Consider the following 20,909-nt stretch of genomic DNA (forward strand, 5'->3'; position numbering starts at 1 on the left):
GTGCTGGAGCTGAGGAGTCGGAAGCGGACCTGAGTGGCGCGCCGCACGCTCGGGTGGCCGTGGGCATGGACGATTGGTACGCCGACTGGTCCGAGGACTCGGGTGTGCCGCGTGTTGATGTGGCGACGCGTCCGGATGTCCTGAGGGCTGATGTGCCGTGTGCTGACCTGCCGCTGGACGCCGATGTGCCGCTGGCCCCCGATGCGCCGCTGGACTCCGATGTGTCTCTGGGATCCGATGTGCCGCCGGGCGCCCCTGTTTCGCGCGGGGATACGGCGCGCGACTCGGAGACGCCGGATGCCGCCATGGGTGACCGGGCCGGGTCCCGGCCTGGGGCCGGTGACGCGGGGGCCGGGGACTGGCGGGCACGCGTCGGGCCGGCTTTGCGGGAGCGGATGCCGGTGTGGTTGCAGGCGAGGTGTGGGCTGGAGCGGCGGAGCGTGGTCGCGCTCACCGTGGTGCTCGTCCTCGCCGCCGGGTTCGCCGTGCAGCACTTCTGGACCGGCCGGGCGCAGTCCGTGCGGGCGCCCGAGGTAGTGCGGGCGGCGGCTCCGTTCGGAGGAGGGGAGCCGGGTGAGGAGGTCGTGGCGGGTGCGTCGGCGGCCGCTGCGCCGGGGGCCGTGGGTACGGCCGCGGCGGAGATCGTCGTGGACGTCAGCGGCAAGGTGCGTGAGCCGGGGATCCATCGCCTGCCGGCCGGCTCGCGGGTCGCCGACGCGTTGCGTGTGGCCGGTGGGGTGCGTCCCGGCACGAACACCGACAGCCTGAACCGGGCCCGGTTCCTGGTGGACGGCGAGCAGGTGATCGTCGGTGGCCCGGCTGCCGCCCCCGGGGCAGCTGCGGGTTCGGGCGGTGCGGCGGTCGCCGGGGCCGCGCCTGCCGGGCCCGTCTCCCTCAACACGGCCACCGTGGACCAGCTCGACACCCTCCCGGGCGTCGGCCCGGTGCTGGCCCAGCACATCATCGACTACCGCACCCAGCACGGTGGCTTCCGTGCGGTGGACGAACTGCGCGAGGTCAATGGCATCGGCGACCGCCGCTTCGCCGATCTACGAAATCTCGTACAGCCATGAGGCACGACGTCCGCGCACCCCACCTCACGCCTTCCCGCGCCCCCGTTCATGCCGCCTCCGGGAACCGGCTGGGTGCCTCCCACCCCCGACAGGAAGGACTGACGGATCTCCGACTCGTCCCACCCGCGCTCGCCGCCTGGGCGACGGCGGCGCTGATGCTGGACGCCCCGACGGTGTGGGTGGGCGGGGCGGTGGTCGTTTGTCTGGTCGCGGCGGGCGTACTGCTGCGGCGGCGCGGCGGGGTGGGTGCCAGCGGTGCGGCCGGGCCCGGGCAGGATTCTGAGCCTGGCCGGGATTCTGGGCCTGGCCGGGATTCTGGGCCTGGGCGGGGCTTCGTGTCTGGGGCGGATTCCGTGCCGGGGCAGGAGCCCCTGTCCGAGCGGGACTCCGCGCCTGGGCCGGGCTCTGCGCCGGGGCGCTTCACGCGGCCGCGCAGGCAGGGCTCAGCGCGCCTGCGGCTCATCTGGCCGCGCGCCTCGGTCGCTTGGCCACGGATTTCGGTCGCTGCTGTCCTGCTCTGCGTCGCGGCGGCCGCTGCCTCCGCCGGGCTGCACGGGGCCGATCTGCGGCGTGGGCCGGTGCCCGGGCTGGCGCGGCAGTACGCCACCGTGACCGCCGAGGTCGAGGTCACCTCCGACCCTCGGCTCACCAGGCCCCGGGTCAAGGGGAATCACATGGCGCCGACCTCCGTGCTGATCAACGCGGACGTGCGACGCGTCGAGGAGGCGCACGGCACGGCGGTGGTGACGCGGGCGCCGGTGCTGGTGATCGTCGACGCGACGTCGATGTCTTCTGGGGCGGGGGATGTGAATGGGGCGTCGAGATCCCCTGGGTCTGGACACCCCAACGGGGCGCCGAGACCTCCTGGGGCTGGGGACGTCAGCGAGGCGTCTCAGTCCGCTGATGGTCGGCGTTCGCCCTGGCTGAGGGTGCTGCCCTCCACGCGGCTGCGGGTGACCGCGACGCTGGCGCCCGCCCTGGCCGGCGGGGACCGAATCGCTGCCGTGCTGCGGGTGCGGGATCCGGGGGTGCCGGAGGTTGTGGGGGAGCCGTCGGAGGCGCAGCGGCTGGCGGGGCGGTTGCGGGCCGGGCTGCGGGAGGCGACCGACGGGTTGCCGGCGGACGCGCGGGCGCTGTTGCCGGGGCTGGTGGTGGGCGACACCTCGCGGATCACTCCGGAGCTGGACGAGGCGTTCAAGGAGACCGACCTGGCGCATACGCTCGCTGTCTCCGGCAGCAACCTGACCATCATCCTCGCCCTGCTCATCGGCCCGCCCGGGCTGTCCCAGCTGGCCGAGCGCCGGGGCCTCGCGCCCCGCCTCGGCATCTCCCTGCGGACGACCGCGTTGTTCGGCGGAGGGCTCACCCTCGCGTTCGTCGTCGTGTGCCGACCGGACCCGAGCGTGCTGCGGGCCGCGGCCTGCGGGGCCGTCGCGCTGCTGGCCCTGGCGACCGGACGCCGCAGATCACTGATCCCGGCGCTGGCGACGGCCGTACTGCTGCTGGTGCTGTACGACCCCTGGCTGGCCCGCAGTTACGGCTTCCTGCTCTCCGTCCTCGCCACGGGCGCCCTGCTCACGCTCGCGCCCCGCTGGAGCGCGGCACTGCGGCGGCGCCGGGTGCCGCCCCGGCTGGCCGAGGCGCTGGCGGCCGCGGCTGCCGCGCAGGCGCTGTGCGCGCCCGTTGTGGCGGTGCTGTCGGCCCGGGTGAGCCTGGTGGCGGTGCCGTGCAATCTGCTCGCGGAGTTCGCGATCGCACCGGCCACAGTGCTGGGCTTCGCGGCGCTGGCGACGGCGCCACTCGCGATGCCGTTGGCCAAGGTGCTGGCCTGGTGCGCGAGTTGGCCGACCGGATGGATCGCGGACGTCGCCCGGACGGGCGCCGCACTGCCCGGGGCGGGCGTGGACTGGCCCGGCAGCTGGACCGGGGCGGCGCTGCTCGCCCTCGCCACGGTGGTCGTCGTGCTCGTCGGCCGGCGGCTGCTGCGGCACCCCTGGTGGTGTGGTGCCTGCGGGGCGCTGCTCCTGCTGGTGGTACTGCAGCCGCCACCGCTGGCCAGGGTGGTCACGGGGTGGCCGCCGCCCGGATGGCGGTTCGCGATGTGCGACGTGGGGCAGGGCGACGCGACAGTGCTCGCGGCGGGTGAGGGGACGGGCGTGGTCGTGGACGCCGGACCCGATCCGACGCTGGTCGACCGGTGCCTGCGCACACTCGGGATCACCAGGATCCCGCTCGTCGTGCTCACCCACTTCCACGCCGACCATGTGGCGGGCCTGCCCGGCGTGCTGCGCGGGCGGACGGTGGGCGCGATCGAGACGACGGGGCACGAAGAGCCGGTGGACCAGGTGGAGTTCGTCCGCAGGGAGGCGGCCGCCCGGAACATTCCCGTGACGCGGGCCGCCGCCGGGGAGGAGCGGCGCACCGGGGCACTGAGCTGGCAGGTCGTCTGGCCCCCGGCACACCCCGCCCTGGCCCCGGACGGTCCGAACGACGCCAGCGTCACCCTGCTCGTCCGCTCGGCAGGGCTGCGGCTCCTGCTGCTCGGGGATCTCGAACCTCCGGCCCAGCGGGCGCTGTTGAGATCGCCGGCGGGGGCGCTGCTGGACGGCGTGGACGTGCTCAAGGTCGCCCATCACGGCTCGGCGTACCAGGACCCTGAGCTCATACGCAGGGCGGCACCGCGGCTGGCGTTGATCAGTTGCGGTGAGGACAACCCGTACGGGCACCCGGCCCCCAGCACCGTCGCGGCGCTGCGGGCGCAGGGCGCGGTGGTGCTGCGGACGGACGAGGACGGGGCGCTGGCGGTCGCGGGTACGGGCGCGGAGCTGCGGGTGGCGGGAGACTGAGGGCATGGATTCCGTTGAGGTTGATGCCTATCTCAGCCGCCTGGGGGTCGAGCACCCGGCGTGGCCGACCGTGGACGTGCTGCGCGAGCTGCATCTGCGCCATCTGCAGACCGTGCCCTTCGAGAACCTGTCGATCCACCTCGGCGAGGAGATCGTGCTGGAGGAGAAGCGGCTGCTCGACAAGGTGGTGGGGGCCGGGCGGGGCGGGTTCTGCTACGAACTGAACGGGGCGTTCGGGGCGTTGCTCACCGCGCTGGGTTTCGACGTGACGCTGCTCGCGGCACGGGTCCACGGGAAGGAGGGGCGGCTCGGGATTCCCTACGACCACATGGCGCTGAAGGTGCGGACGGTGGACGGGGGCACATGGCTGGCGGACGTCGGTTTCGGGGCGCACAGTCACTATCCGCTGGCGTTCGAGGCGCGGGGCGAGCAGGTTGATCCGGCGGGCGTGTTCCGGATCGTCGAGGCAGGGCCGGACTCGGCCGGTGTGCGCGGTGGGCACGACGTGGCGGAGGCGGCGGACCTGGACGTCGTCATGGACGGGACACCGGAGTACCGGCTGGAGCGGCGGCCGCGGGTGCTCGGCGACTTCGTGGCCGGGGCGTGGTGGCACAGCACCTCGCCGGGCTCGCACTTCACACAGTCGCTGGTGTGCTCGCGGGTGACGGAGGAGGGCGGGCGGATCACGCTCAGCGGGCGCACCTTCAAGGAGACGGCGGCCGACGGGACGCGTGAGGAGCGGGAGTTGGGCACGGACGAGGAGGTGCTGCGGGTGTACCGGGAGCGGTTCGGGATCGAGTTGGATCAGGTGCCGACGGTGCGCAGATCGGGACGGGACGGCTGATTCGGGAGCGGGACTCCTGGGGGGAGGGGAGGCTCAGTCCGCTCAGGAAGTTCAGGGTGCCGAGGCCGTTCAGGGCTCCTCGGGGCCGCGCGGGGGCGCTCGTGCGGGGCGCTGGCCCCCCGGCACAGGTTCGACTCTCCTGGGTGGCTGAGAATTGCTCCGTGAGCGATGTGAGACATGTGCTGGTGCTGCCCGATCGTGACGCTGCGGAGGAGGTCGTGGAGGCGCTCGGGGAGCGGTTCGGGATCGACGAGGAGCCGCGGCTGGTGCGGGATGCGCTGGCCGGCGAGGACGATGCCGAGGACGCGCAGTGGTTGGTGGTGCTGCGGGACGAGGAAGGGCGGCTGGATCCGGGGGAGCTGGACGAGTTCGCGGGGGAGTGGGACGGCTGGCGGGAGGAGCCGTAGGCCTGCCGTCGCCATCGCCGTTGCGGTGACGGTGCCGCGGCCCAAGCCAGGCCCAGGCCCAGGCGCGGGCGCGGGCGACGGTGACCCAGGCCAGGCACACGTCCAGGGTGGGCGCGGGGCGGCGGTGCCCCGGGCGAGACGCGTTGTCAGTGGTCCGTGCCATGCTTGTCGCGATGGCCAGGAAGAGTGCTGCTGACGACCTCCTCGCTCCCGTGACCCTCGCCGTGGGTCAGGAGGAGCTGCTGCTCGATCGTGCCGTGCGGGAGGTGGTGGTTGCCGCCAGGGCCGCCGATGCCGACACGGATGTGCGGGAGCTGACCCCGGAGCAGTTGCAGCCCGGCACGCTGGCCGAGTTGACCAGTCCCTCGCTGTTCGCGGAGCGCAAGGTCGTGGTCGTTCGCGATGCGCAGGATCTGTCGGCCGACACGATCAAGGACGTGACGGCGTATCTCGCGGCGCCCGCCGAGGAGATCACCCTGGTGCTGCTGCACGCCGGTGGAGTCAAGGGCAAGAAGCTCCTCGACGCGGCGCGCAAGGCGGGGGCGCGGGAGGTGGCGTGCCCGAAGATGACCAAGCCGGCGGACCGGCTGGCGTTCGTGCGCGGTGAGTTCCGGACGACCGGACGGTCCGCGACGCCGGAGGCCTGCCAGGCGCTGGTCGACGCCATCGGGAGTGATCTGCGGGAGCTGGCCTCCGCGGTGAGTCAGTTGGTCGCCGATGTCGAGGGGACGATCGACGAGGCCGTCGTGGGGCGGTACTACACCGGGCGCGCCGAGGCGTCGAGCTTCACCGTTGCCGACCGGGCGGTCGAGGGGCGGGCGGCGGAGGCGCTGGAGGCGCTGCGGTGGTCGCTGGCCACGGGCGTGGCGCCCGTCATGATCACGAGCGCGCTCGCGCAGGGCGTACGGGCCATCGGCAAGCTGTCCTCGGCCCGCGGGGGCCGCCCCGCCGACCTCGCGCGCGAGCTGGGCATGCCGCCCTGGAAGATCGACCGCGTCCGGCAGCAGATGCGGGGATGGACGCCCGACGGTGTGGCGGCCGCGCTGCAGGCGGTCGCCGAGGCCGACGCCGGTGTGAAGGGCGGCGGGGACGACCCCGAGTACGCGCTGGAGAAGGCGGTCGTGGCGATCGCGCGTGCGGCGCGTTCCAGAGGCCGAGGGTGACAGAGGGGGACCGGGCCGAAGGCACGCCCCGGTCATGATCCAGTGGCCGTCGGAGCGGCCCCGAGGACAATCGAACGTGCAGCGTGAAATCGCCGAACATGATCGATATGGCGGAAAGGTGGCGATCGGTATGGCTGAACACCAGCACGCACAGCTCGTCCGCAAGGGCTACGAGGCCTTCTCGCGCGGTGACATGGACACCTTGCGCACTCTGCTGACGGGGGACGCCACGCATCACTTCCCGGGCGATCACTCGATGGCGGGCGACTACAAGGGCCAGGACGCGTGTATCGACATGTACCAACGGCTCTTCGAGGAGACGGCCGGGACGTTCAAGGTCGAGCTGCGGCACCTCTTCGCCGATGGCCGTGGACATGTGATGTCCGTGCACCATGCCACCGCCGAGCGTCAGGGCAAGCGCCTGGACATGGACGGAGGCATCGTCTTCCGGATCGTCGGTGAGAAGGTCAGCGACTTGGACGAGTGCGTCGCCGACATGGACAAGCTCAACGACTTCTGGTCGTGAACCGCGTCCCTTCATGAGGCGCCCCGCGAACACGTCATGGCGCCGGTCCTCCGGGGCCACCCGGATCCAGGCGGGCCTTGATCCGCTGGTCTTCGTCCCGTCCCGGAGGACAATCAGGCGTATCAGCCGTAACGCACCGATGCGACGGAGAGGTGGCGGTCGCCATGGCCGTACACCCGCACGCCCGGCTGGTCCGCAAGGGCTACGAAGCCTTCACCCGCGGTGATCTGGACGGCCTGCGCGAGTCGCTGGCGGGAGACTGCACGTACCACTTCCCCGGCACCCATCCGCTGGCGGGCGACTACAAGGGCCAGGACGCGGTCCTCTACGTGTTCCGGCGGATCTTCGAGGAACGAGCGGGACGCTGAACGTGGAGCTGCGGCACGACGTCGTCGACGGCCGGGGTCACGCGGTGTCCCTGCACCATTCCACGGCTGAGCGCCGGGGCAAGCGCGTCGAGCTGACCGGAGGCATCGTCTTCCGGATCGTCGGGAACAAAGTCACCGATCTCGACGAGTGCTTCGACGACCTGGGCAGGCTCGACGACTTCTGGTCGTGATCCAACTGGTCTTCCCCCCGCCGCAGAGGAGAATCAGGTGTATCAGCCGTAACGCACCGATGCGACGGAGAGGTGGCGGTCGCCATGGCTGAACACCCGCACGCCCAGCTGGTCCGCAAGGGCTTCGAAGCCTTCACGCGCGGCGACATGGATGCCCTGCGAGGGCTGATGACGTCGGACTGTACGCACCATGTGCCGGGCACACACCCGCTGTCGGGTGACTTCAAGGGGCAGGACGCGTGTATCGACATGTACCGCCGGCTCTTCGAGGAGACGGGCGGGAACATGCAGGTCCAGTTGCGCGGCATCGCCGTGGACGGCCGCGGTCACGCGGTCGGCATGGCCCGATTCTCGGCGCAGCGACAGGGCAAGAGCATCGATGACGAGGGAGCGCTCGTCTTCCGGATCGTCGGAGACAGGATCAGTGACATCGACGAGTGCGTCGCCGACATCGAGAAGAACAACGAATTCTGGTCGTGACGGGCGACGGTCACGCGCGTGCACGCCGAAGGCCCCGGCACCCGCCCTGGGGAAGGGCGAGGTGCCGGGGCCTTCGGTTCAAGCTGCTGAGCCCGTACCCGCGTGGCGAACGCAGGCCGCGTACAGGCTCGGGGTGCCGGACGGGAGCGGATGAGAGAGGGCCCGCTCGATTCCCTCCGGCGGTCAGATCAAAGAAGAGGTTCAGCCCTTGATGGAAGCAACCTTCGAAGCCAGGGCCGACTTCTTGTTGGCAGCCTGGTTCTTGTGGATGACGCCCTTCGAGACGGCCTTGTCGAGCGCACGCGACGCGGCGCGCTGGTACTCGGTGGCCTTCTCGACGTCACCCGCGGCAGCGGCCTCACGGGCCTTGCGGATCGCGGTCTTCAGGGAGGACTTGACGGCCTTGTTGCGCAGCCGAGCCTTCTCGTTGGTCTTGATCCGCTTGATCTGGGACTTGATGTTCGCCACGAATGAGCCTTTTCAGGTTCAGGCACGGAGCCAGGAGCTTCCCCGAGGGGAGACCGGGTCCCGTACCAGGTGATTTTCTGAGGATGTGCCTCGCGCTGAGAGGGCATGAGGCACAGCCACCCAGACTACCAGTGGCCCGGCGGACGGCCCAAAACGGTCCCCGGTCCCCGCCCGTGGGACCATGGAAGCTACGTATCGATCCGACCCGAGGCATAAGGCGCCTCAAGAGACAGGACCCTGCGTGCCCGCGACCCCTAACAATGTGCCCGAGCCGAGCCGTACCGACCCGGCTCTGATCCGCAATTTCTGCATCATCGCGCACATCGACCACGGCAAGTCCACGCTCGCCGACCGGATGCTCCAGCTGACCGGTGTGGTCGAGCAGCGGCAGATGCGTGCTCAGTACCTCGACCGGATGGACATCGAGCGCGAGCGCGGCATCACGATCAAGTCCCAGGCGGTGCGGCTGCCGTGGGCTCCCACCCACGAACCCGGCAACACGCACATCCTCAACATGATCGACACCCCGGGGCACGTCGACTTCACCTACGAGGTCTCCCGGTCGCTCGCCGCCTGCGAGGGGACCATCCTCCTCGTCGACGCCGCCCAGGGCATCGAGGCCCAGACCCTCGCCAACCTCTACCTGGCGATGGAGAACGACCTCACGATCATCCCCGTGCTGAACAAGATCGACCTGCCGGCCGCGCAGCCCGAGAAGTTCGCCGAGGAGCTCGCCAACCTGGTCGGCTGCGAGCCCGACGACGTCCTGCGGGTCTCCGCCAAGACCGGTGTCGGTGTCGACGCCCTGCTCGACAGGGTGGTCAAGGAGGTCCCCGCGCCGGTCGGCGTCAAGGACGCCCCCGCCCGCGCGATGATCTTCGACTCGGTCTACGACTCCTACCGGGGTGTGGTCACGTACGTCCGTGTCATCGACGGCCAGCTCAACAAGCGCGAGCGCATCCGGATGATGTCGACGGGTGCCACCCACGAGCTGCTGGAGATCGGCACGAACTCGCCCGAGATGCTGTCCGCCGACGGCCTCGGGGTCGGTGAGGTGGGCTACCTCATCACCGGTGTGAAGGACGTCCGCCAGTCCAAGGTCGGTGACACCGTCACCAGCCAGGCCAAGGGCGCGACGGAGGCCCTCGGCGGGTACAAGGACCCGAAGCCGATGGTCTTCTCCGGGCTCTATCCGCTGGACGGCTCCGACTACCCCGAACTGCGCGAGGCCCTGGACAAGCTCCAGCTCAACGACGCCGCGCTCGTCTACGAGCCGGAGACCTCCGCCGCGCTCGGCTTCGGCTTCCGCGTCGGTTTCCTCGGCCTGCTCCACCTCGACGTGATCCGGGAGCGACTGGAGCGCGAGTTCGGGCTCGACCTGATCGCGACCGCGCCGAACGTGGTCTACCGGGTCGTGATGGAGGACGGCACCGAGCACACCGTCACCAACCCGAGCGAGTTCCCCGAGGGCAAGATCAACGAGGTGTACGAGCCCGTCGTACGCGCCACGATCCTCGCTCCGACCGAGTTCATCGGCTCGATCATGGAGCTGTGCCAGACCAGGCGCGGCACCCTCCTCGGCATGGACTACCTCTCCGAGGACCGCGTGGAGATCCGCTACACCCTCCCGCTCGCGGAGATCGTCTTCGACTTCTTCGACCAGCTGAAGTCGAAGACGCGCGGTTACGCGTCGCTCGACTACGAGCCCACCGGTGAGCAGACCTCCAGCCTGGTCAAGGTCGACATCCTGCTGCACGGCGACAAGGTCGACGCCTTCTCGGCGATCACCCACAAGGACCAGGCGTACGCGTATGGCGTACGGCTCGTCGCCAAGCTCAAGGAGCTGATCCCGCGGCAGGCCTTCGAGGTGCCGGTCCAGGCCGCCATCGGCTCCCGGGTGATCGCCCGCGAGACCATCCGCGCCATCCGCAAGGACGTCCTCGCCAAGTGCTACGGCGGTGACATCTCCCGTAAGCGGAAGCTGCTGGAGAAGCAGAAGGAAGGCAAGAAGCGGATGAAGATGGTGGGTTCCGTGGAGGTTCCGCAGGAGGCCTTCATCGCCGTGCTGAGCAGCGATGACAGCGCGGGGTCGGGCAAGGGCAAGAAGTAACCGCGCTTTACAGGGGGAGCGCTTTGGGGCCCGTCGCGAGAGAGTGCGGCGGGCCCCTTAACGAGCGAGAGTGGTAGCTCTCTGGAGGAATTGAACCCTCCCCCAGCCGAAGCAGGGGGATTCCTGGCTCACGCTGCTCAGCCGTTCAGCGAACGACCGAGTCTTACACGATCAGCGCCAACCGGGTTGGAACCAGCCCGGTTGACGCAGCGTACCGGCGCGAACGTGAAAAATCCGGGGATTCGCGAGATGGCAGGCCGCTGCCCCTTACGTGGTGGCCGGTCGCGCTCTACTCTGATCCCTGCTCGATAGTTACTCGCGAGTTAAACAACGCTCGCGTGGGAGAACCAGCCGCACCCTGAGCCAGCCGCACAGTCGCGGGCCCCCGGAGGATGTCGTGAGCGACACACAGACACTGATCGAGAACCGTCCGCCGAGCGTGGCGACTCTCTTCCTGGAGCGCGTGGCGGCCTCGCCGGACGCCGAGGCGTACCGCTATCCGGTGCCGCCGGCCGCGGGCGAGGGCCCGGACGACTGGAAGTCGCTGAGCTGGGGGCAGGCCGCCGAGCGGGTGTACGCCATCGCGGCCGGCCTCATCGAGCTGGGCGTCCAGCCCGAGCAGCGGGTCGCCCTCGCCTCCTCGACCCGGATCGAGTGGATCCTCGCCGACCTGGGCATCATGTGCGCCGGGGCGGCCACCACCACCGTGTATCCGCAGACCAACGCCGACGAGTCGGCGTTCATCCTCTCCGACTCCGAGAGCCGGGTGCTGATCGCCGAGGACGCGGCGCAGCTGGCCAAGGCGCGGGAGAAGCGCGCCGAGCTGACGAACCTGACCCACGTCGTCGTCATCGACCCGGCCGGCGTCGAGACCGCCGACTGGATCCTCACCCTCGACGAGCTGGAGAAGCGCGGCGCCGCCCGGCTGGAGAAGGACGCCGACCTCGTCAAGGAGCGGGTCGGCGCGATCACCAAGGACCAGCTCGCCACCCTCATCTACACCTCCGGCACCACCGGCCGCCCCAAGGGCGTACGGCTGCCGCACGACAACTGGGCGTACATGGCGAAGGCGATCGCCGCGACCGGCCTGGTCGGCCCGGAGGACGTCCAGTACCTGTGGCTGCCGCTGGCGCACGTCTTCGGCAAGGTGCTCACCTCCGGCCAGATCGAGGTCGGCCACGTCACCGCCGTCGACGGCCGGGTCGACAAGATCATCGAGAATCTGCCGGTCGTGCAGCCGACGTACATGGCCGCCGTCCCGCGCATCTTCGAGAAGGTCTACAACGGGGTCGCCGCCAAGGCCCGTGCGGCCGGCGGCGCCAAGTACAAGATCTTCCAGTGGGCCGCCGAGGTCGCCCGCGAGTACGCCAAGGTCTCCCAGGACAACTTCCGGCGCACCGGGGCCCACTCCGTGCCGTTCGGGCTCGGCGCCAAGCACAAGGTCGCCGACGTGCTCGTGTACGCCAAGATCCGCGAGGCCTTCGGCGGCAACCTGCGCGCGTGTGTCTCCGGCAGCGCCGCACTCTCCCCGGAGATCGGCTACTTCTTCGCCGGCGCCGGCATCCACATCCTCGAGGGCTACGGCCTCACGGAGTCCTCCGCCGCGTCGTTCGTGAACCCGGGCGAGGCCTACCGCACCGGCACGGTCGGCAAGCCGCTGCCCGGCACGGAGGTCCGTATCGCCGACGACGGGGAGATCCTGCTGCGCGGCCCCGGCATCATGGAGGGCTACCACGGGCTGCCGGACAAGACCGCCGAGGTGCTGGAGAGCGACGGCTGGTTCCACACCGGCGACATCGGGGAGCTGTCCCCGGACGGGTACCTGCGTATCACCGACCGCAAGAAGGACCTCATCAAGACGTCGGGCGGCAAGTACATCGCGCCGGCCGAGGTCGAGGGGCAGTTCAAGGCGGTGTGCCCGTACGTGTCGAACATCCTGGTGCACGGGGCCGACCGGAACTTCTGCACGGCGCTCATCGCGCTGGACGAGGTCTCGATTCTCGCCTGGGCCGAGGAGAACGGGCTCGCCGGGAAGTCGTACGCGGAGATCGTGGCCGCGCCGCAGACGGTCGAGATGGTCGACGGGTACGTCAAGAAGCTCAACGAGGGGCTTCAGAAGTGGCAGACCATCAAGAAGTTCCGGTTGCTGCCTCGGGATCTCGATGTGGAGCACGGGGAGATCACGCCGAGTCTGAAGTTGAAGCGGCCGGTTGTGGAGCGGGAGTACAAGGGGCTGATCGAAGAAATGTACGCCGGTACGCGCGAAGCGTAGGGGGTGGCGGGGGACTGTGTGGCGGCTGACGGCCCGTTGTGGCTGGTCGCGCAGTTCCCCGCGCCCCTTGAGGTCGGGACCGCAGCCCTAACCGATAAGCCGGCGTATCTCGTGGACCTGTGCGCGTAAGGCCGGCACGTCCGGCGGATTGTCCCCGGAAAGTTGTTTCTCCAGGGCCTCCACCTGCGTGCTCAGCTCCCGGCTGTGCACGTGCTCACGGCTCAGCAGGTGCTCCAGTTGCCTGTTCTTGCGGTACAGGTCCAGGAACACCGTCACCTTCGCGCGTAGTACCCACGGATCGAACGGCTTGGTCAAGTAGTCCGCGGCGCCCGTCGCGTAGCCGCGGAAGGCGTAGCCGGGGTCGTCCTCCGCGCCGGTCAGGAAGATGATCGGGACGTCCTTGGTCTGGTCGAGCCGTTTGATGTTCGTGGCGGTCTCGAAGCCGTCCATGCCCGGCATACGGACATCGAGCAGGACCAGCGCGAAGCGTTGCCGGAGCAGCGCCTTCATCGCCTCCTCGCCGGAACGCGCGCGCACGAGCGGCTCGTTGAGGGACCCCAGGACGGCCTCCAGCGCGATCAGGTTGTCCTCCATGTCGTCGACCAGGAGGATTCCGGCACGCTCGTCGGTCGTTGCCTCAGCGATCATGATGACTGTGCCTCATTCAGTCTCTGTCTTCTCCGGTTCCGCCGAAGTCGGCGCGCCCTCGGGGTCCAGGAGGTCGCAGACGACGGTCAGGAGCTGATCCACGTCCACCGGCTTCGGTACGTAGTCGTTGGCGCCCCGCGCGATGGATTTCTCCCGGTCTCCGGGCATGGCCTTCGCGGTCAGCGCGACGATGGGCAGGTCCGCCCAGCGCGGGGTGCGGCGGATGGCGGAGATCGTTTCGTAGCCGTCCATCTCCGGCATCATGATGTCCATCAGGACGAGTTCGACGTCCGGGTTCCGCTCCAGTGTCTCGATGCCCTCGCGGCCGTTCTCGGCGTACAGGACCGGCATGCCGACCCGGCCCAGGACATGGGTGAGCGCGAAGACGTTGCGGATGTCGTCGTCCACTATCAACACCCGCCGGCCCGGGAGCACCTGGCCCGCGCGGCCCGTCTGCCACGCCTCCAGCTTGGTCGGGGTCGGCCAGGCGTCCTCCGCGTCGTGGGCGGCCGAGAAGCGCTCGGCCGACAGCTGCTCCGGCACCGGCAGCGGGCGGTCCTCGGGCACCGGGCCGGTCGCCGCGTGGCCGGGGCTGACGACCGGGACGTACAGCGTGAACGTGGAGCCCCTGCCGGGCTCGCTCTCGGCGACGATACGGCCGCCCAGCAGGCCCGCGATCTCCCGGCTGATGGACAGGCCCAGGCCCGTGCCGCCGTACTTGCGGTTGGTGGTGCCGTCGGCCTGCTGGAACGCCTCGAAGATCACCGGGAGCTTCTCCGGCGCGATGCCGATACCGGTGTCGGACACCGCGAACGCGATCACCTCGTCGCCCTCGCGGACGTAGTGGTGCTCGGGGTCCTTGACCCGGTTCACCCGCAGCTCGACCCGGCCCGTCGCGGTGAACTTGATCGCGTTGGACAGGAGGTTGCGCAGGATCTGCTGGAGGCGCTGCTCGTCCGAGTACATCTCGCGCGGCACGTCCTCGCCGACCGACACCTCGAAGGCGAGCCCCCGGTCCAGGGTGAGCGGGCGGAAGGTGGCGTGGACGTAGTCCAGCAGCTTGATGAGCGGCAGCCGCTTCGGGCGTACGTCCATCCGGCCGGCCTCGATCTTCGACAGGTCCAGGATGTCGTTGATCAGTTGCAGGAGGTCCGAGCCCGACCTGTGGATCGTCGTCGCGAACTGCACCTCCTGGTCGGAGAGGTGGCCGTCCGGGTTGTCCGACAGCAACCTCGCGAGGATCAGCAGCGAGTTCAGAGGCGTCCGCAGCTCGTGCGACATGTTCGCCAGGAACTCCGACTTGTACTGGGACGACGTCGCCAGCAGGGCCGCCTTCTCCTCCAGCTCCGCGTTCGAGCGCTGCAGCTCCGCCTGCTGCATCTGGAGTTCGTCCGAGCGTTCCTGGAGCTGCATGGCCAGGCGCTGGGACTCGCCGAGCAGGGACTCCGTGCGGGAGTTGGCGATGATCGTGTTGATCGCGACGGCGATGGTGTTCACGAACTGGTCGAAGAACGCCAGGTGCACGTCGGAGAAGCGGGAGAACGACGCCAGCTCGATCACCCCGAGGAGCTTGTCCTCGAAGAGGATCGGGATGATGACGACGCTGGTGGGGGCCGCCTCGCCGAGCCCACTGTTGATCTTGATGTAGTCCGGCGGGGCCTCCTCGACGAGGATCCGCTTCTTCTCGCGGGCCGCCTGCCGCACCAGGCCGTGCACCGGAAGGCCGCCGGTCTCGACGGTCGCGCCCTGCGCCGAGCCGTATCCGGCGATGAAGGCCAGCCCCTTCGCGGGCACCGTGGTGCGCAGCGCGGCGCTCTCCTCGTCCGGGTCGGCCAGGAAGAACGCGCCGTACTGGGCGTTCACCAGCGGCGTCAGCTCGCGCAGCAGCAGGTCGGCGACCTCCATCAGGTCGCGGTGGCCCTGCATCAGGGCGGCCAGGCGGGCCAGATTGGACTCCAGCCAGTCCTTCGCGCGGGTCGTCTCGCGGAGGTTGGCCACCATCAGGTTGATGTTGTCCTTCAGCTCGGCGACCTCGCCCTGGGTCTCCACGGTGATGGAGCGGGACATGTCGCCCTGCGCCACGGCGGAGGCCACCTCGGCGATCGCGCGGACCTGGGTGGTCAGGTTCGACGCGAGTTCGTTCACGTTCGTCGTCAGGCGCTTCCAGGTGCCGTAGACGCCCTCCACCCGTGCCTGGCCGCCCAGTTGGCCCTCGGAGCCCACCTCGCGGGCCACGCGGGTGACCTCGGAGGAGAAGGAGGAGAGCGTGTCGACCATGGTGTTGATGGCGGTCTTCAGCTCCAGGATCTCGCCGCGCGCGTCCACGTCGATCTTCTTGGAGAGGTCGCCGTTGGCGACGGCGGTGGTGACCTGGGCGATGTTGCGGACCTGGGAGGTCAGGTTGTCCGCCATGTAGTTGACGTTGTCGGTCAGGTCCCGCCACACACCGGAGACACCCAGGACCTGGGCCCGGCCGCCGAGCCGGCCGTCGGTACCGACCTCGCGGGCGACCCTCGTCACCTCGTCGGCGAAGGCGCGCAACTGCTCCACCATCGTGTTGACGGTGTCCTTGAGTTCGAGGATCTCGCCGCGCGCGTCGACGGTGATCTTCTTCGACAGGTCGCCGTTGGCCACGGCGGTCGTCACCTGGGCGATGTTCCGCACCTGCGAAGTCAGGTTCAGCGCCATGAAGTTGACGTTGTCGGTGAGGTCCTTCCAGACGCCGGAGACGCCTCGGACCTGCGCCTGGCCGCCGAGGTTGCCTTCGGTGCCGACCTCGCGGGCGACGCGGGTGACCTCGTCGGCGAAGGCGGAGAGCTGGTCCACCATCGTGTTGATCGTCGATTTCAGCTCCAGGATCTCGCCCTTCGCCTCCACCGTGATCTTCTTGCCGAGGTCGCCCTGGGCCACGGCGGTGGAGACGAGGGCGATGTTGCGGACCTGGGAGGTCAGGTTGTCCGCCATGAAGTTGACGTTGTCGGTGAGGTCCTTCCAGACGCCGGAGACGCCTCGGACCTGCGCCCGCCCGCCGAGGTTGCCTTCGGTGCCGACCTCGCGGGCGACGCGGGTGACCTCGTCGGCGAAGGCGGAGAGCTGGTCCACCATCGTGTTGATGGTCGACTTGAGTTCGAGGATCTCGCCCTGGGCGTCGACGGTGATCTTCTGGCTCAGGTCGCCGTTGGCCACGGCCGTCGTCACCTGGGCGATGTTGCGGACCTGGGAGGTCAGGTTCGACGCCATGAAGTTGACGTTGTCGGTGAGGTCCTTCCACACGCCGCTGACGCCCCGCACCTGGGCCCGCCCGCCCAGCTGCCCTTCCGTGCCCACCTCGCGGGCGACCCGCGTCACCTCGTCGGCGAAGGCGGAGAGCTGGTCCACCATCGTGTTGACGGTCAGCTTCAGTTCGAGCAGTTCACCGGTCGCCTCGACGGTGACCGTACGGGTCAGGTCGCCGCGGGCCACCGCCGTCGTCACCAGGGCGATGTCACGCACCTGGGCCGTCAGCCGGGACGCCATCGTGTTGACGGCCTCGGTGACGTGCCGCCAACTGCCCGACAGCCCCTGCACCTTGGCCCGGCCGCCGAGCCGGCCCTCGGTACCGACCTCGCGGGCCACGCGGGTGACCTCGCCGGTGAACAGGGACAGCTGGTCGACCATCTTGTTCACGGCCCGGCCCAGGCGGCGCAGGTCGCCGCGTAACTGGCGGGAGCCGTCGTGCAGATCGACGCGCTGGGTGAGGTCGCCGCCGGCCACCGCGTCGAGCACGCGTGTCGCGTTCGCCGCCGGGGCCACCAGGGCGTCGAGCACTTGGTTGACGTCGTTGACGCGGGTCGTCCAGTCGCCCTGCCCCGGGCTCGCCGAGAGCCGCTCGTCGAGTCGGCCGTGGCGCACCAACTCCCGCTTGACGCGCTGCACTTCGCCGTTGAAGTGAGTGCTGCGGTCCATGATCTGGTTGAACACCGCCGTCAGCTCGGCGACCACTCCCTCACCGGCCTCCGGCAGCCTGCGGAAGTCGCCGTCGCGGGCCGCCGTCATCACGGCGAGCAGGGGGCGCAGATCCGATGCTCGAATTTGACCGTCTTTATGTCCGTCTTCGAGCACTCGCGTAGCACGGTTCTCACTCATGGCGGCCCACTTCGGTAACTCGGTGCTTATGGGCGTGGCCAGTCTGTCACTCTGTCGGCGTCGACTGAGGCGTATTCGTCCGAACCGTTCGGGGAGCTGTCCATGGGGGCCATTCCGGCGCAACGGGAGACCGTTACCCGTGCCTCTGGTGTGCCCGCGCATGGGCGAGGGTGGCCCGAAACGCGGACCACCCTCCCCGGCAGCCCCCTCTCCCCGGGCTCCGCCCGCACCCTGGTGCGCACCACCCTCACCGACTGGGCCGCCTCCGGTGTCCCCGGCACCGAACACCTCACCGACCGTCTCGTCGACGACGCCGTCGTCGCCGTCAGCGAGCTGGTCACCAACGCGGTCGTGCACGCCGGCACCGATGTCGAGCTCACCTGCCGCCTCGAGGAGGACACCGGCGCCCTCGTCGTCGAGGTCCTGGACCACCACCCCTCCCGGGCCCCGCGCGACGCCGAGATCGAGGCGCCGTACGAGACCCCGGAGTACGGACGCGGCCTGCGGCTGGTGTCCCGGCTCGCCGAGTCCTGGGGGGTCACCTACCGCACCGGCGCCAAGATCGTGTGGGCGCGGCTGCCCGCCGAGGACCCCATCGCGGCCCGGGACGACATCGAGGCGTACGCCGAGGAGCGCGCGCTGGAGCGCGGGCTGCGCGTCGCCGAGATCCTCGCCCCGGAGCCGCAGCGCGCCGAGCGGGACCGGGACTGGCTCAACCGGGGCGCCCTGTCGTTCCTCGCCGAGGCCTCCGACCTGCTCGCCGGGCAGCTCGACGAGAACCTGGTCGCCGCCCTCGCCGGCCAGCTGATCGTGCCGCGGCTGGCCGACTGGTGCGCGGTGTGGCTGGAGGACGAGATGGCCGGGCGCTGGGGATACCCCCGATCCGGTGACGCCGAGGGCGGAGGAGGCTGGGCGGCGGACGTCGTCGCGGGCACCGGGCCCCGGCTCGCCCGCGTCTGGCACGGCTCCGAGAACCTCATCGAGGAACTCCGGTGCGCCCTGGAGAAGGAGCCGCCGCATCCCGCCGACAGCCACCGCAGTCCCCCCGACAGCCACCGCACCGGGCCCGTCCCCTACCCCTGGCCCGGTGAGGCGCTCGGCGCGCGCGGGGCGCACGGCACCGCGCTCGCGTACCGCCTGATCGCCGGTGGCCGCCCGCTCGGCACGCTGGTCATCGGGCGGGCCGACCTCATGCGCTTCCCCGACGAGGTCACCGGGCTCGTCGAGGACCTCAGCCGGCGGGTGGCCCTCGCCATCGGCGCGGCTCGCCAGTACGCCCGGCAGGCCACCATCAGCCGCGTCCTGCAGCGCGGGCTGCTGCCCGGCGCCGTAGCGGAGATCCCCGGGGTGGCCAGCGCCCTGGTCTACGAGCCGTGCGACAAGGGCGGCCCGAGCGGCGACTTCTACGACCTGTTCCCGGCCGGCGACGGCCGCTGGTGCTTCGCCATCGGCGACGTCCAGGGCAAGGGCCCCGAGGCGGCCGTGGTGATCGGCATCGCCCGCCCCTGGCTCCGTCTCCTCGCCCGCGAGGGCTACCGAGTCGCCGACGTCCTCGACCGCCTCAACCAGCTCCTCCTCGACGACGCCACGGAGGCCGCCGACGCCGCCGCCCGCGCCCTGGTCGGCCCGGCCCCACCCGGCGACGGCCCCCAGACCCGCTTCCTCTCCCTCCTCTACGGCGAACTCACCCCCGTCGACGGCGGCATCCGCTGCACCCTCGCCTCCGCCGGACACCCGCTGCCGCTGCTGCTGGGCGCGGGCGGCGAGGTCCACACGGCCGCGCACCCGCAGACCCTCCTCGGCGTCATCGAGGACGCCACGTACACCAGCGAGACCTTCGAGCTGCGCTCCGGCGAGACCCTGCTGTGCGTGACCGACGGGGTGACGGAGCGGCGCAGCGGCTCCCGCCAGTTCGACGACGGCGACGGCCTCGCGACCGCACTCGCCGGCTGCGCGGGCCTGAACGCCCAGCTGATCGCGGAGCGCATCCGCAGGCTGGTGCACGAGTTCAGCGGCCGTCCGCCGGAGGATGATCTGGCGCTGCTGGTGTTGCAGGCCGAGTAGCTGGTGGTGCGGTGAGGGCGGTGGTCGGCCGGACAGGGAATCGCCGAGGTGCTGGACAATGGGACCCATGCCCTCCGCACTCCCCGACGGCGAGCCCGTCCCCGGCGACGGCGCGCTCCCCGCGTCCGCGCTCGCCGGGTCCGCCGACCGCCCCCTCGGCTTCTACCTGCACGTCCCGTACTGCGCGACCCGCTGCGGTTACTGCGACTTCAACACCTACACGGCGACCGAGCTGCGCGGCACGGGCGGGGTGCTGGCGTCCCGCGACAACTACGCCGAGACGCTCATCGACGAGATCCGCCTGGCTCGCAAGGTCCTCGGCGACGACCCGCGCGAGGTCCGCACGGTCTTCGTGGGCGGCGGTACGCCCACGCTGCTGGCCGCCGACGATCTCGTACGGATGCTGGAGGCGATCCGCGACGAGTTCGGACTGGCGCCGGACGCGGAGATCACCACGGAGGCGAACCCGGACTCGGTGGACCCGGCGTATCTGGCCAGGCTGCGGGAGGGCGGCTTCAACCGGCTGTCCTTCGGCATGCAGAGCGCGAGGCAGCATGTGCTGAAGGTGCTGGACCGGACCCACACCCCGGGGCGCCCGGAGGCGTGTGTCGGGGAGGCCCGCGCGGCGGGGTTCGAGCACGTCAACCTGGACCTGATCTACGGCACCCCGGGCGAGTCGGACGACGACTGGCGGGCCTCGCTGGAGGCGGCGATCGGCGCCGGGCCGGACCATGTGTCGGCGTACGCCCTGATCGTCGAGGAAGGCACGCAGCTGGCCCGCCGGATCCGCCGGGGCGAGGTGCCGATGACGGACGACGACGTCCACGCGGACCGGTACCTGATCGCCGAGGAGACGTTCACGGCGGCCGGTTTCGACTGGTACGAGGTCTCCAACTGGGCGACCTCGGAAGCGGGCCGCTGCCTGCACAACGAGCTGTACTGGCGGGGCGCCGACTGGTGGGGCGCGGGGCCGGGAGCGCACTCGCATGTGGGCGGGGTGCGGTGGTGGAACGTGAAGCATCCGGGCGCGTATGCGGCTGCGCTGGCGGAGGGGCGGTCGCCGGGGGCGGGGCGGGAACTGCTGTCGGAGGAGGACCGCAGGGTGGAGCGGATCCTGCTGGAGCTGCGGCTTCGGGAGGGGGTGCCGCTGGAGTTGCTGCGGGAGGAGGGGCTTGCGGCTTCTCGGCGGGCGCTGGGGGAGGGGCTGCTTCAGGAGGGGCCGTATGCGCAGGGGCGTGCGGTGCTGACGTTGCGGGGGCGGTTGTTGGCGGATGCGGTGGTCAGGGATTTGGTGGACTGATCACTCCGGCGGGTGAATCGGTGC

At 70.5% G+C, this 20,909-nt stretch carries 16 protein-coding genes; 13 read left to right on the forward strand and 3 right to left on the reverse strand.

Annotated features, from left to right (window positions below):
- Nucleotides 1–65: 65 nt before the first annotated feature.
- The 9 genes from ACIREI_RS09120 to ACIREI_RS09160 all read left to right on the forward strand — a co-directional run bounded on the left by ACIREI_RS09120 (nucleotide 66) and on the right by ACIREI_RS09160 (nucleotide 7,898).
- Nucleotides 66–1,073 carry a helix-hairpin-helix domain-containing protein gene (locus tag ACIREI_RS09120; protein WP_403329253.1) on the forward strand — a complete coding sequence of 336 codons (1,008 nt, stop codon included), beginning with the start codon at nucleotides 66–68 and terminating at the stop codon, nucleotides 1,071–1,073.
- Nucleotides 1,070–3,919 (forward strand): ComEC/Rec2 family competence protein, encoded by a 2,850-nt coding sequence (locus ACIREI_RS09125; protein WP_403329255.1) that lies wholly within the window; start codon nucleotides 1,070–1,072, stop codon nucleotides 3,917–3,919. The genes ACIREI_RS09120 and ACIREI_RS09125 overlap by 4 nt, the downstream gene beginning before the upstream one ends.
- A gap of 4 nt (nucleotides 3,920–3,923) precedes the next feature.
- The gene (locus ACIREI_RS09130) at nucleotides 3,924–4,763 is read left to right on the forward strand and encodes an arylamine N-acetyltransferase (RefSeq protein ID WP_403329258.1); all 840 of its coding nucleotides are present in this window, start codon (nucleotides 3,924–3,926) and stop codon (nucleotides 4,761–4,763) included.
- A 161-nt stretch (nucleotides 4,764–4,924) separates the two neighbouring features.
- Nucleotides 4,925–5,170: a hypothetical protein gene (locus tag ACIREI_RS09135; protein ID WP_403329261.1), complete on the forward strand. Its 246-nt coding sequence runs from the start codon at nucleotides 4,925–4,927 to the stop codon at nucleotides 5,168–5,170.
- A 173-nt stretch (nucleotides 5,171–5,343) separates the two neighbouring features.
- Nucleotides 5,344–6,333 carry a DNA polymerase III subunit delta gene (holA, locus tag ACIREI_RS09140; RefSeq protein WP_403329264.1) on the forward strand — a complete coding sequence of 330 codons (990 nt, stop codon included), beginning with the start codon at nucleotides 5,344–5,346 and terminating at the stop codon, nucleotides 6,331–6,333.
- A gap of 130 nt (nucleotides 6,334–6,463) precedes the next feature.
- Nucleotides 6,464–6,859, forward strand: a complete 396-nt coding sequence (locus tag ACIREI_RS09145) for a nuclear transport factor 2 family protein (RefSeq protein WP_403329267.1) — start codon at nucleotides 6,464–6,466, stop codon at nucleotides 6,857–6,859.
- Between the two features lie 164 nt (nucleotides 6,860–7,023).
- Nucleotides 7,024–7,227 carry a nuclear transport factor 2 family protein gene (locus tag ACIREI_RS09150; protein ID WP_403329270.1) on the forward strand — a complete coding sequence of 68 codons (204 nt, stop codon included), beginning with the start codon at nucleotides 7,024–7,026 and terminating at the stop codon, nucleotides 7,225–7,227.
- A 2-nt stretch (nucleotides 7,228–7,229) separates the two neighbouring features.
- Nucleotides 7,230–7,418: a hypothetical protein gene (locus tag ACIREI_RS09155; RefSeq protein WP_403329273.1), complete on the forward strand. Its 189-nt coding sequence runs from the start codon at nucleotides 7,230–7,232 to the stop codon at nucleotides 7,416–7,418.
- Nucleotides 7,419–7,502: 84 nt separating this feature from the next.
- Nucleotides 7,503–7,898, forward strand: coding sequence for a nuclear transport factor 2 family protein (locus tag ACIREI_RS09160; protein ID WP_403329276.1), 396 nt, complete (start codon nucleotides 7,503–7,505; stop codon nucleotides 7,896–7,898).
- Nucleotides 7,899–8,099: 201 nt separating this feature from the next.
- On the opposite strand, the gene rpsT is transcribed toward ACIREI_RS09160, so the two are convergent.
- Nucleotides 8,100–8,366, reverse strand: coding sequence for a 30S ribosomal protein S20 (gene rpsT, locus ACIREI_RS09165; RefSeq protein ID WP_403329278.1), 267 nt, complete (start codon nucleotides 8,364–8,366; stop codon nucleotides 8,100–8,102).
- Nucleotides 8,367–8,607: 241 nt separating this feature from the next.
- On the opposite strand from rpsT, the gene lepA reads away from it, so the two are divergent.
- Together lepA and ACIREI_RS09175 are read left to right on the forward strand one after the other, a co-directional pair.
- Nucleotides 8,608–10,476 carry a translation elongation factor 4 gene (gene lepA / locus ACIREI_RS09170; RefSeq protein ID WP_403329281.1) on the forward strand — a complete coding sequence of 623 codons (1,869 nt, stop codon included), beginning with the start codon at nucleotides 8,608–8,610 and terminating at the stop codon, nucleotides 10,474–10,476.
- Nucleotides 10,477–10,873: 397 nt separating this feature from the next.
- Nucleotides 10,874–12,748, forward strand: a complete 1,875-nt coding sequence (locus ACIREI_RS09175) for an AMP-dependent synthetase/ligase (RefSeq protein ID WP_403329284.1) — start codon at nucleotides 10,874–10,876, stop codon at nucleotides 12,746–12,748.
- Nucleotides 12,749–12,835: 87 nt separating this feature from the next.
- On the opposite strand, the gene ACIREI_RS09180 is transcribed toward ACIREI_RS09175, so the two are convergent.
- Both ACIREI_RS09180 and ACIREI_RS09185 read right to left on the reverse strand, forming a co-directional pair.
- Nucleotides 12,836–13,396: a two-component system response regulator gene (locus ACIREI_RS09180; protein ID WP_403329287.1), complete on the reverse strand. Its 561-nt coding sequence runs from the start codon at nucleotides 13,394–13,396 to the stop codon at nucleotides 12,836–12,838.
- 12 nt (nucleotides 13,397–13,408) lie between these two features.
- Nucleotides 13,409–17,521 (reverse strand): HAMP domain-containing protein, encoded by a 4,113-nt coding sequence (locus ACIREI_RS09185; RefSeq protein ID WP_403329290.1) that lies wholly within the window; start codon nucleotides 17,519–17,521, stop codon nucleotides 13,409–13,411.
- Between the two features lie 102 nt (nucleotides 17,522–17,623).
- On the opposite strand from ACIREI_RS09185, the gene ACIREI_RS09190 reads away from it, so the two are divergent.
- Both ACIREI_RS09190 and hemW read left to right on the forward strand, forming a co-directional pair.
- Entirely contained in the window at nucleotides 17,624–19,585 is a 1,962-nt protein-coding gene (locus tag ACIREI_RS09190; protein WP_403329292.1) for a SpoIIE family protein phosphatase, read from the forward strand.
- Nucleotides 19,586–19,652: 67 nt separating this feature from the next.
- Complete coding sequence (hemW, locus tag ACIREI_RS09195; protein WP_403329295.1) at nucleotides 19,653–20,885, forward strand: radical SAM family heme chaperone HemW; 1,233 nt, start codon at nucleotides 19,653–19,655, stop codon at nucleotides 20,883–20,885.
- Nucleotides 20,886–20,909 lie beyond the last annotated feature (24 nt).

Origin of the sequence: Streptomyces sp. NPDC093591, from assembly GCF_044764885.1 — a bacterium.
Classification (GTDB): Bacteria; Actinomycetota; Actinomycetes; order Streptomycetales; family Streptomycetaceae; genus Streptomyces.

What these genes read in the sequence shown, in the direction of transcription:
- ACIREI_RS09120 (WP_403329253.1), top strand. Translation starts at nt 66, where the DNA reads ATGGACGATTGGTACGCCGACTGGTCCGAGGACTCGGGTGTGCCGCGT.
- ACIREI_RS09125 (WP_403329255.1), top strand. Translation starts at nt 1,070, where the DNA reads ATGAGGCACGACGTCCGCGCACCCCACCTCACGCCTTCCCGCGCCCCC.
- ACIREI_RS09130 (WP_403329258.1), top strand. Translation starts at nt 3,924, where the DNA reads ATGGATTCCGTTGAGGTTGATGCCTATCTCAGCCGCCTGGGGGTCGAG.
- holA (WP_403329264.1), top strand. Translation starts at nt 5,344, where the DNA reads ATGGCCAGGAAGAGTGCTGCTGACGACCTCCTCGCTCCCGTGACCCTC.
- ACIREI_RS09145 (WP_403329267.1), top strand. Translation starts at nt 6,464, where the DNA reads ATGGCTGAACACCAGCACGCACAGCTCGTCCGCAAGGGCTACGAGGCC.
- ACIREI_RS09150 (WP_403329270.1), top strand. Translation starts at nt 7,024, where the DNA reads ATGGCCGTACACCCGCACGCCCGGCTGGTCCGCAAGGGCTACGAAGCC.
- ACIREI_RS09160 (WP_403329276.1), top strand. Translation starts at nt 7,503, where the DNA reads ATGGCTGAACACCCGCACGCCCAGCTGGTCCGCAAGGGCTTCGAAGCC.
- ACIREI_RS09180 (WP_403329287.1), bottom strand. Translation starts at nt 13,396, where the DNA reads ATGATCGCTGAGGCAACGACCGACGAGCGTGCCGGAATCCTCCTGGTC.
- ACIREI_RS09185 (WP_403329290.1), bottom strand. Translation starts at nt 17,521, where the DNA reads ATGAGTGAGAACCGTGCTACGCGAGTGCTCGAAGACGGACATAAAGAC.
- ACIREI_RS09190 (WP_403329292.1), top strand. Translation starts at nt 17,624, where the DNA reads ATGGGGGCCATTCCGGCGCAACGGGAGACCGTTACCCGTGCCTCTGGT.
- hemW (WP_403329295.1), top strand. Translation starts at nt 19,653, where the DNA reads ATGCCCTCCGCACTCCCCGACGGCGAGCCCGTCCCCGGCGACGGCGCG.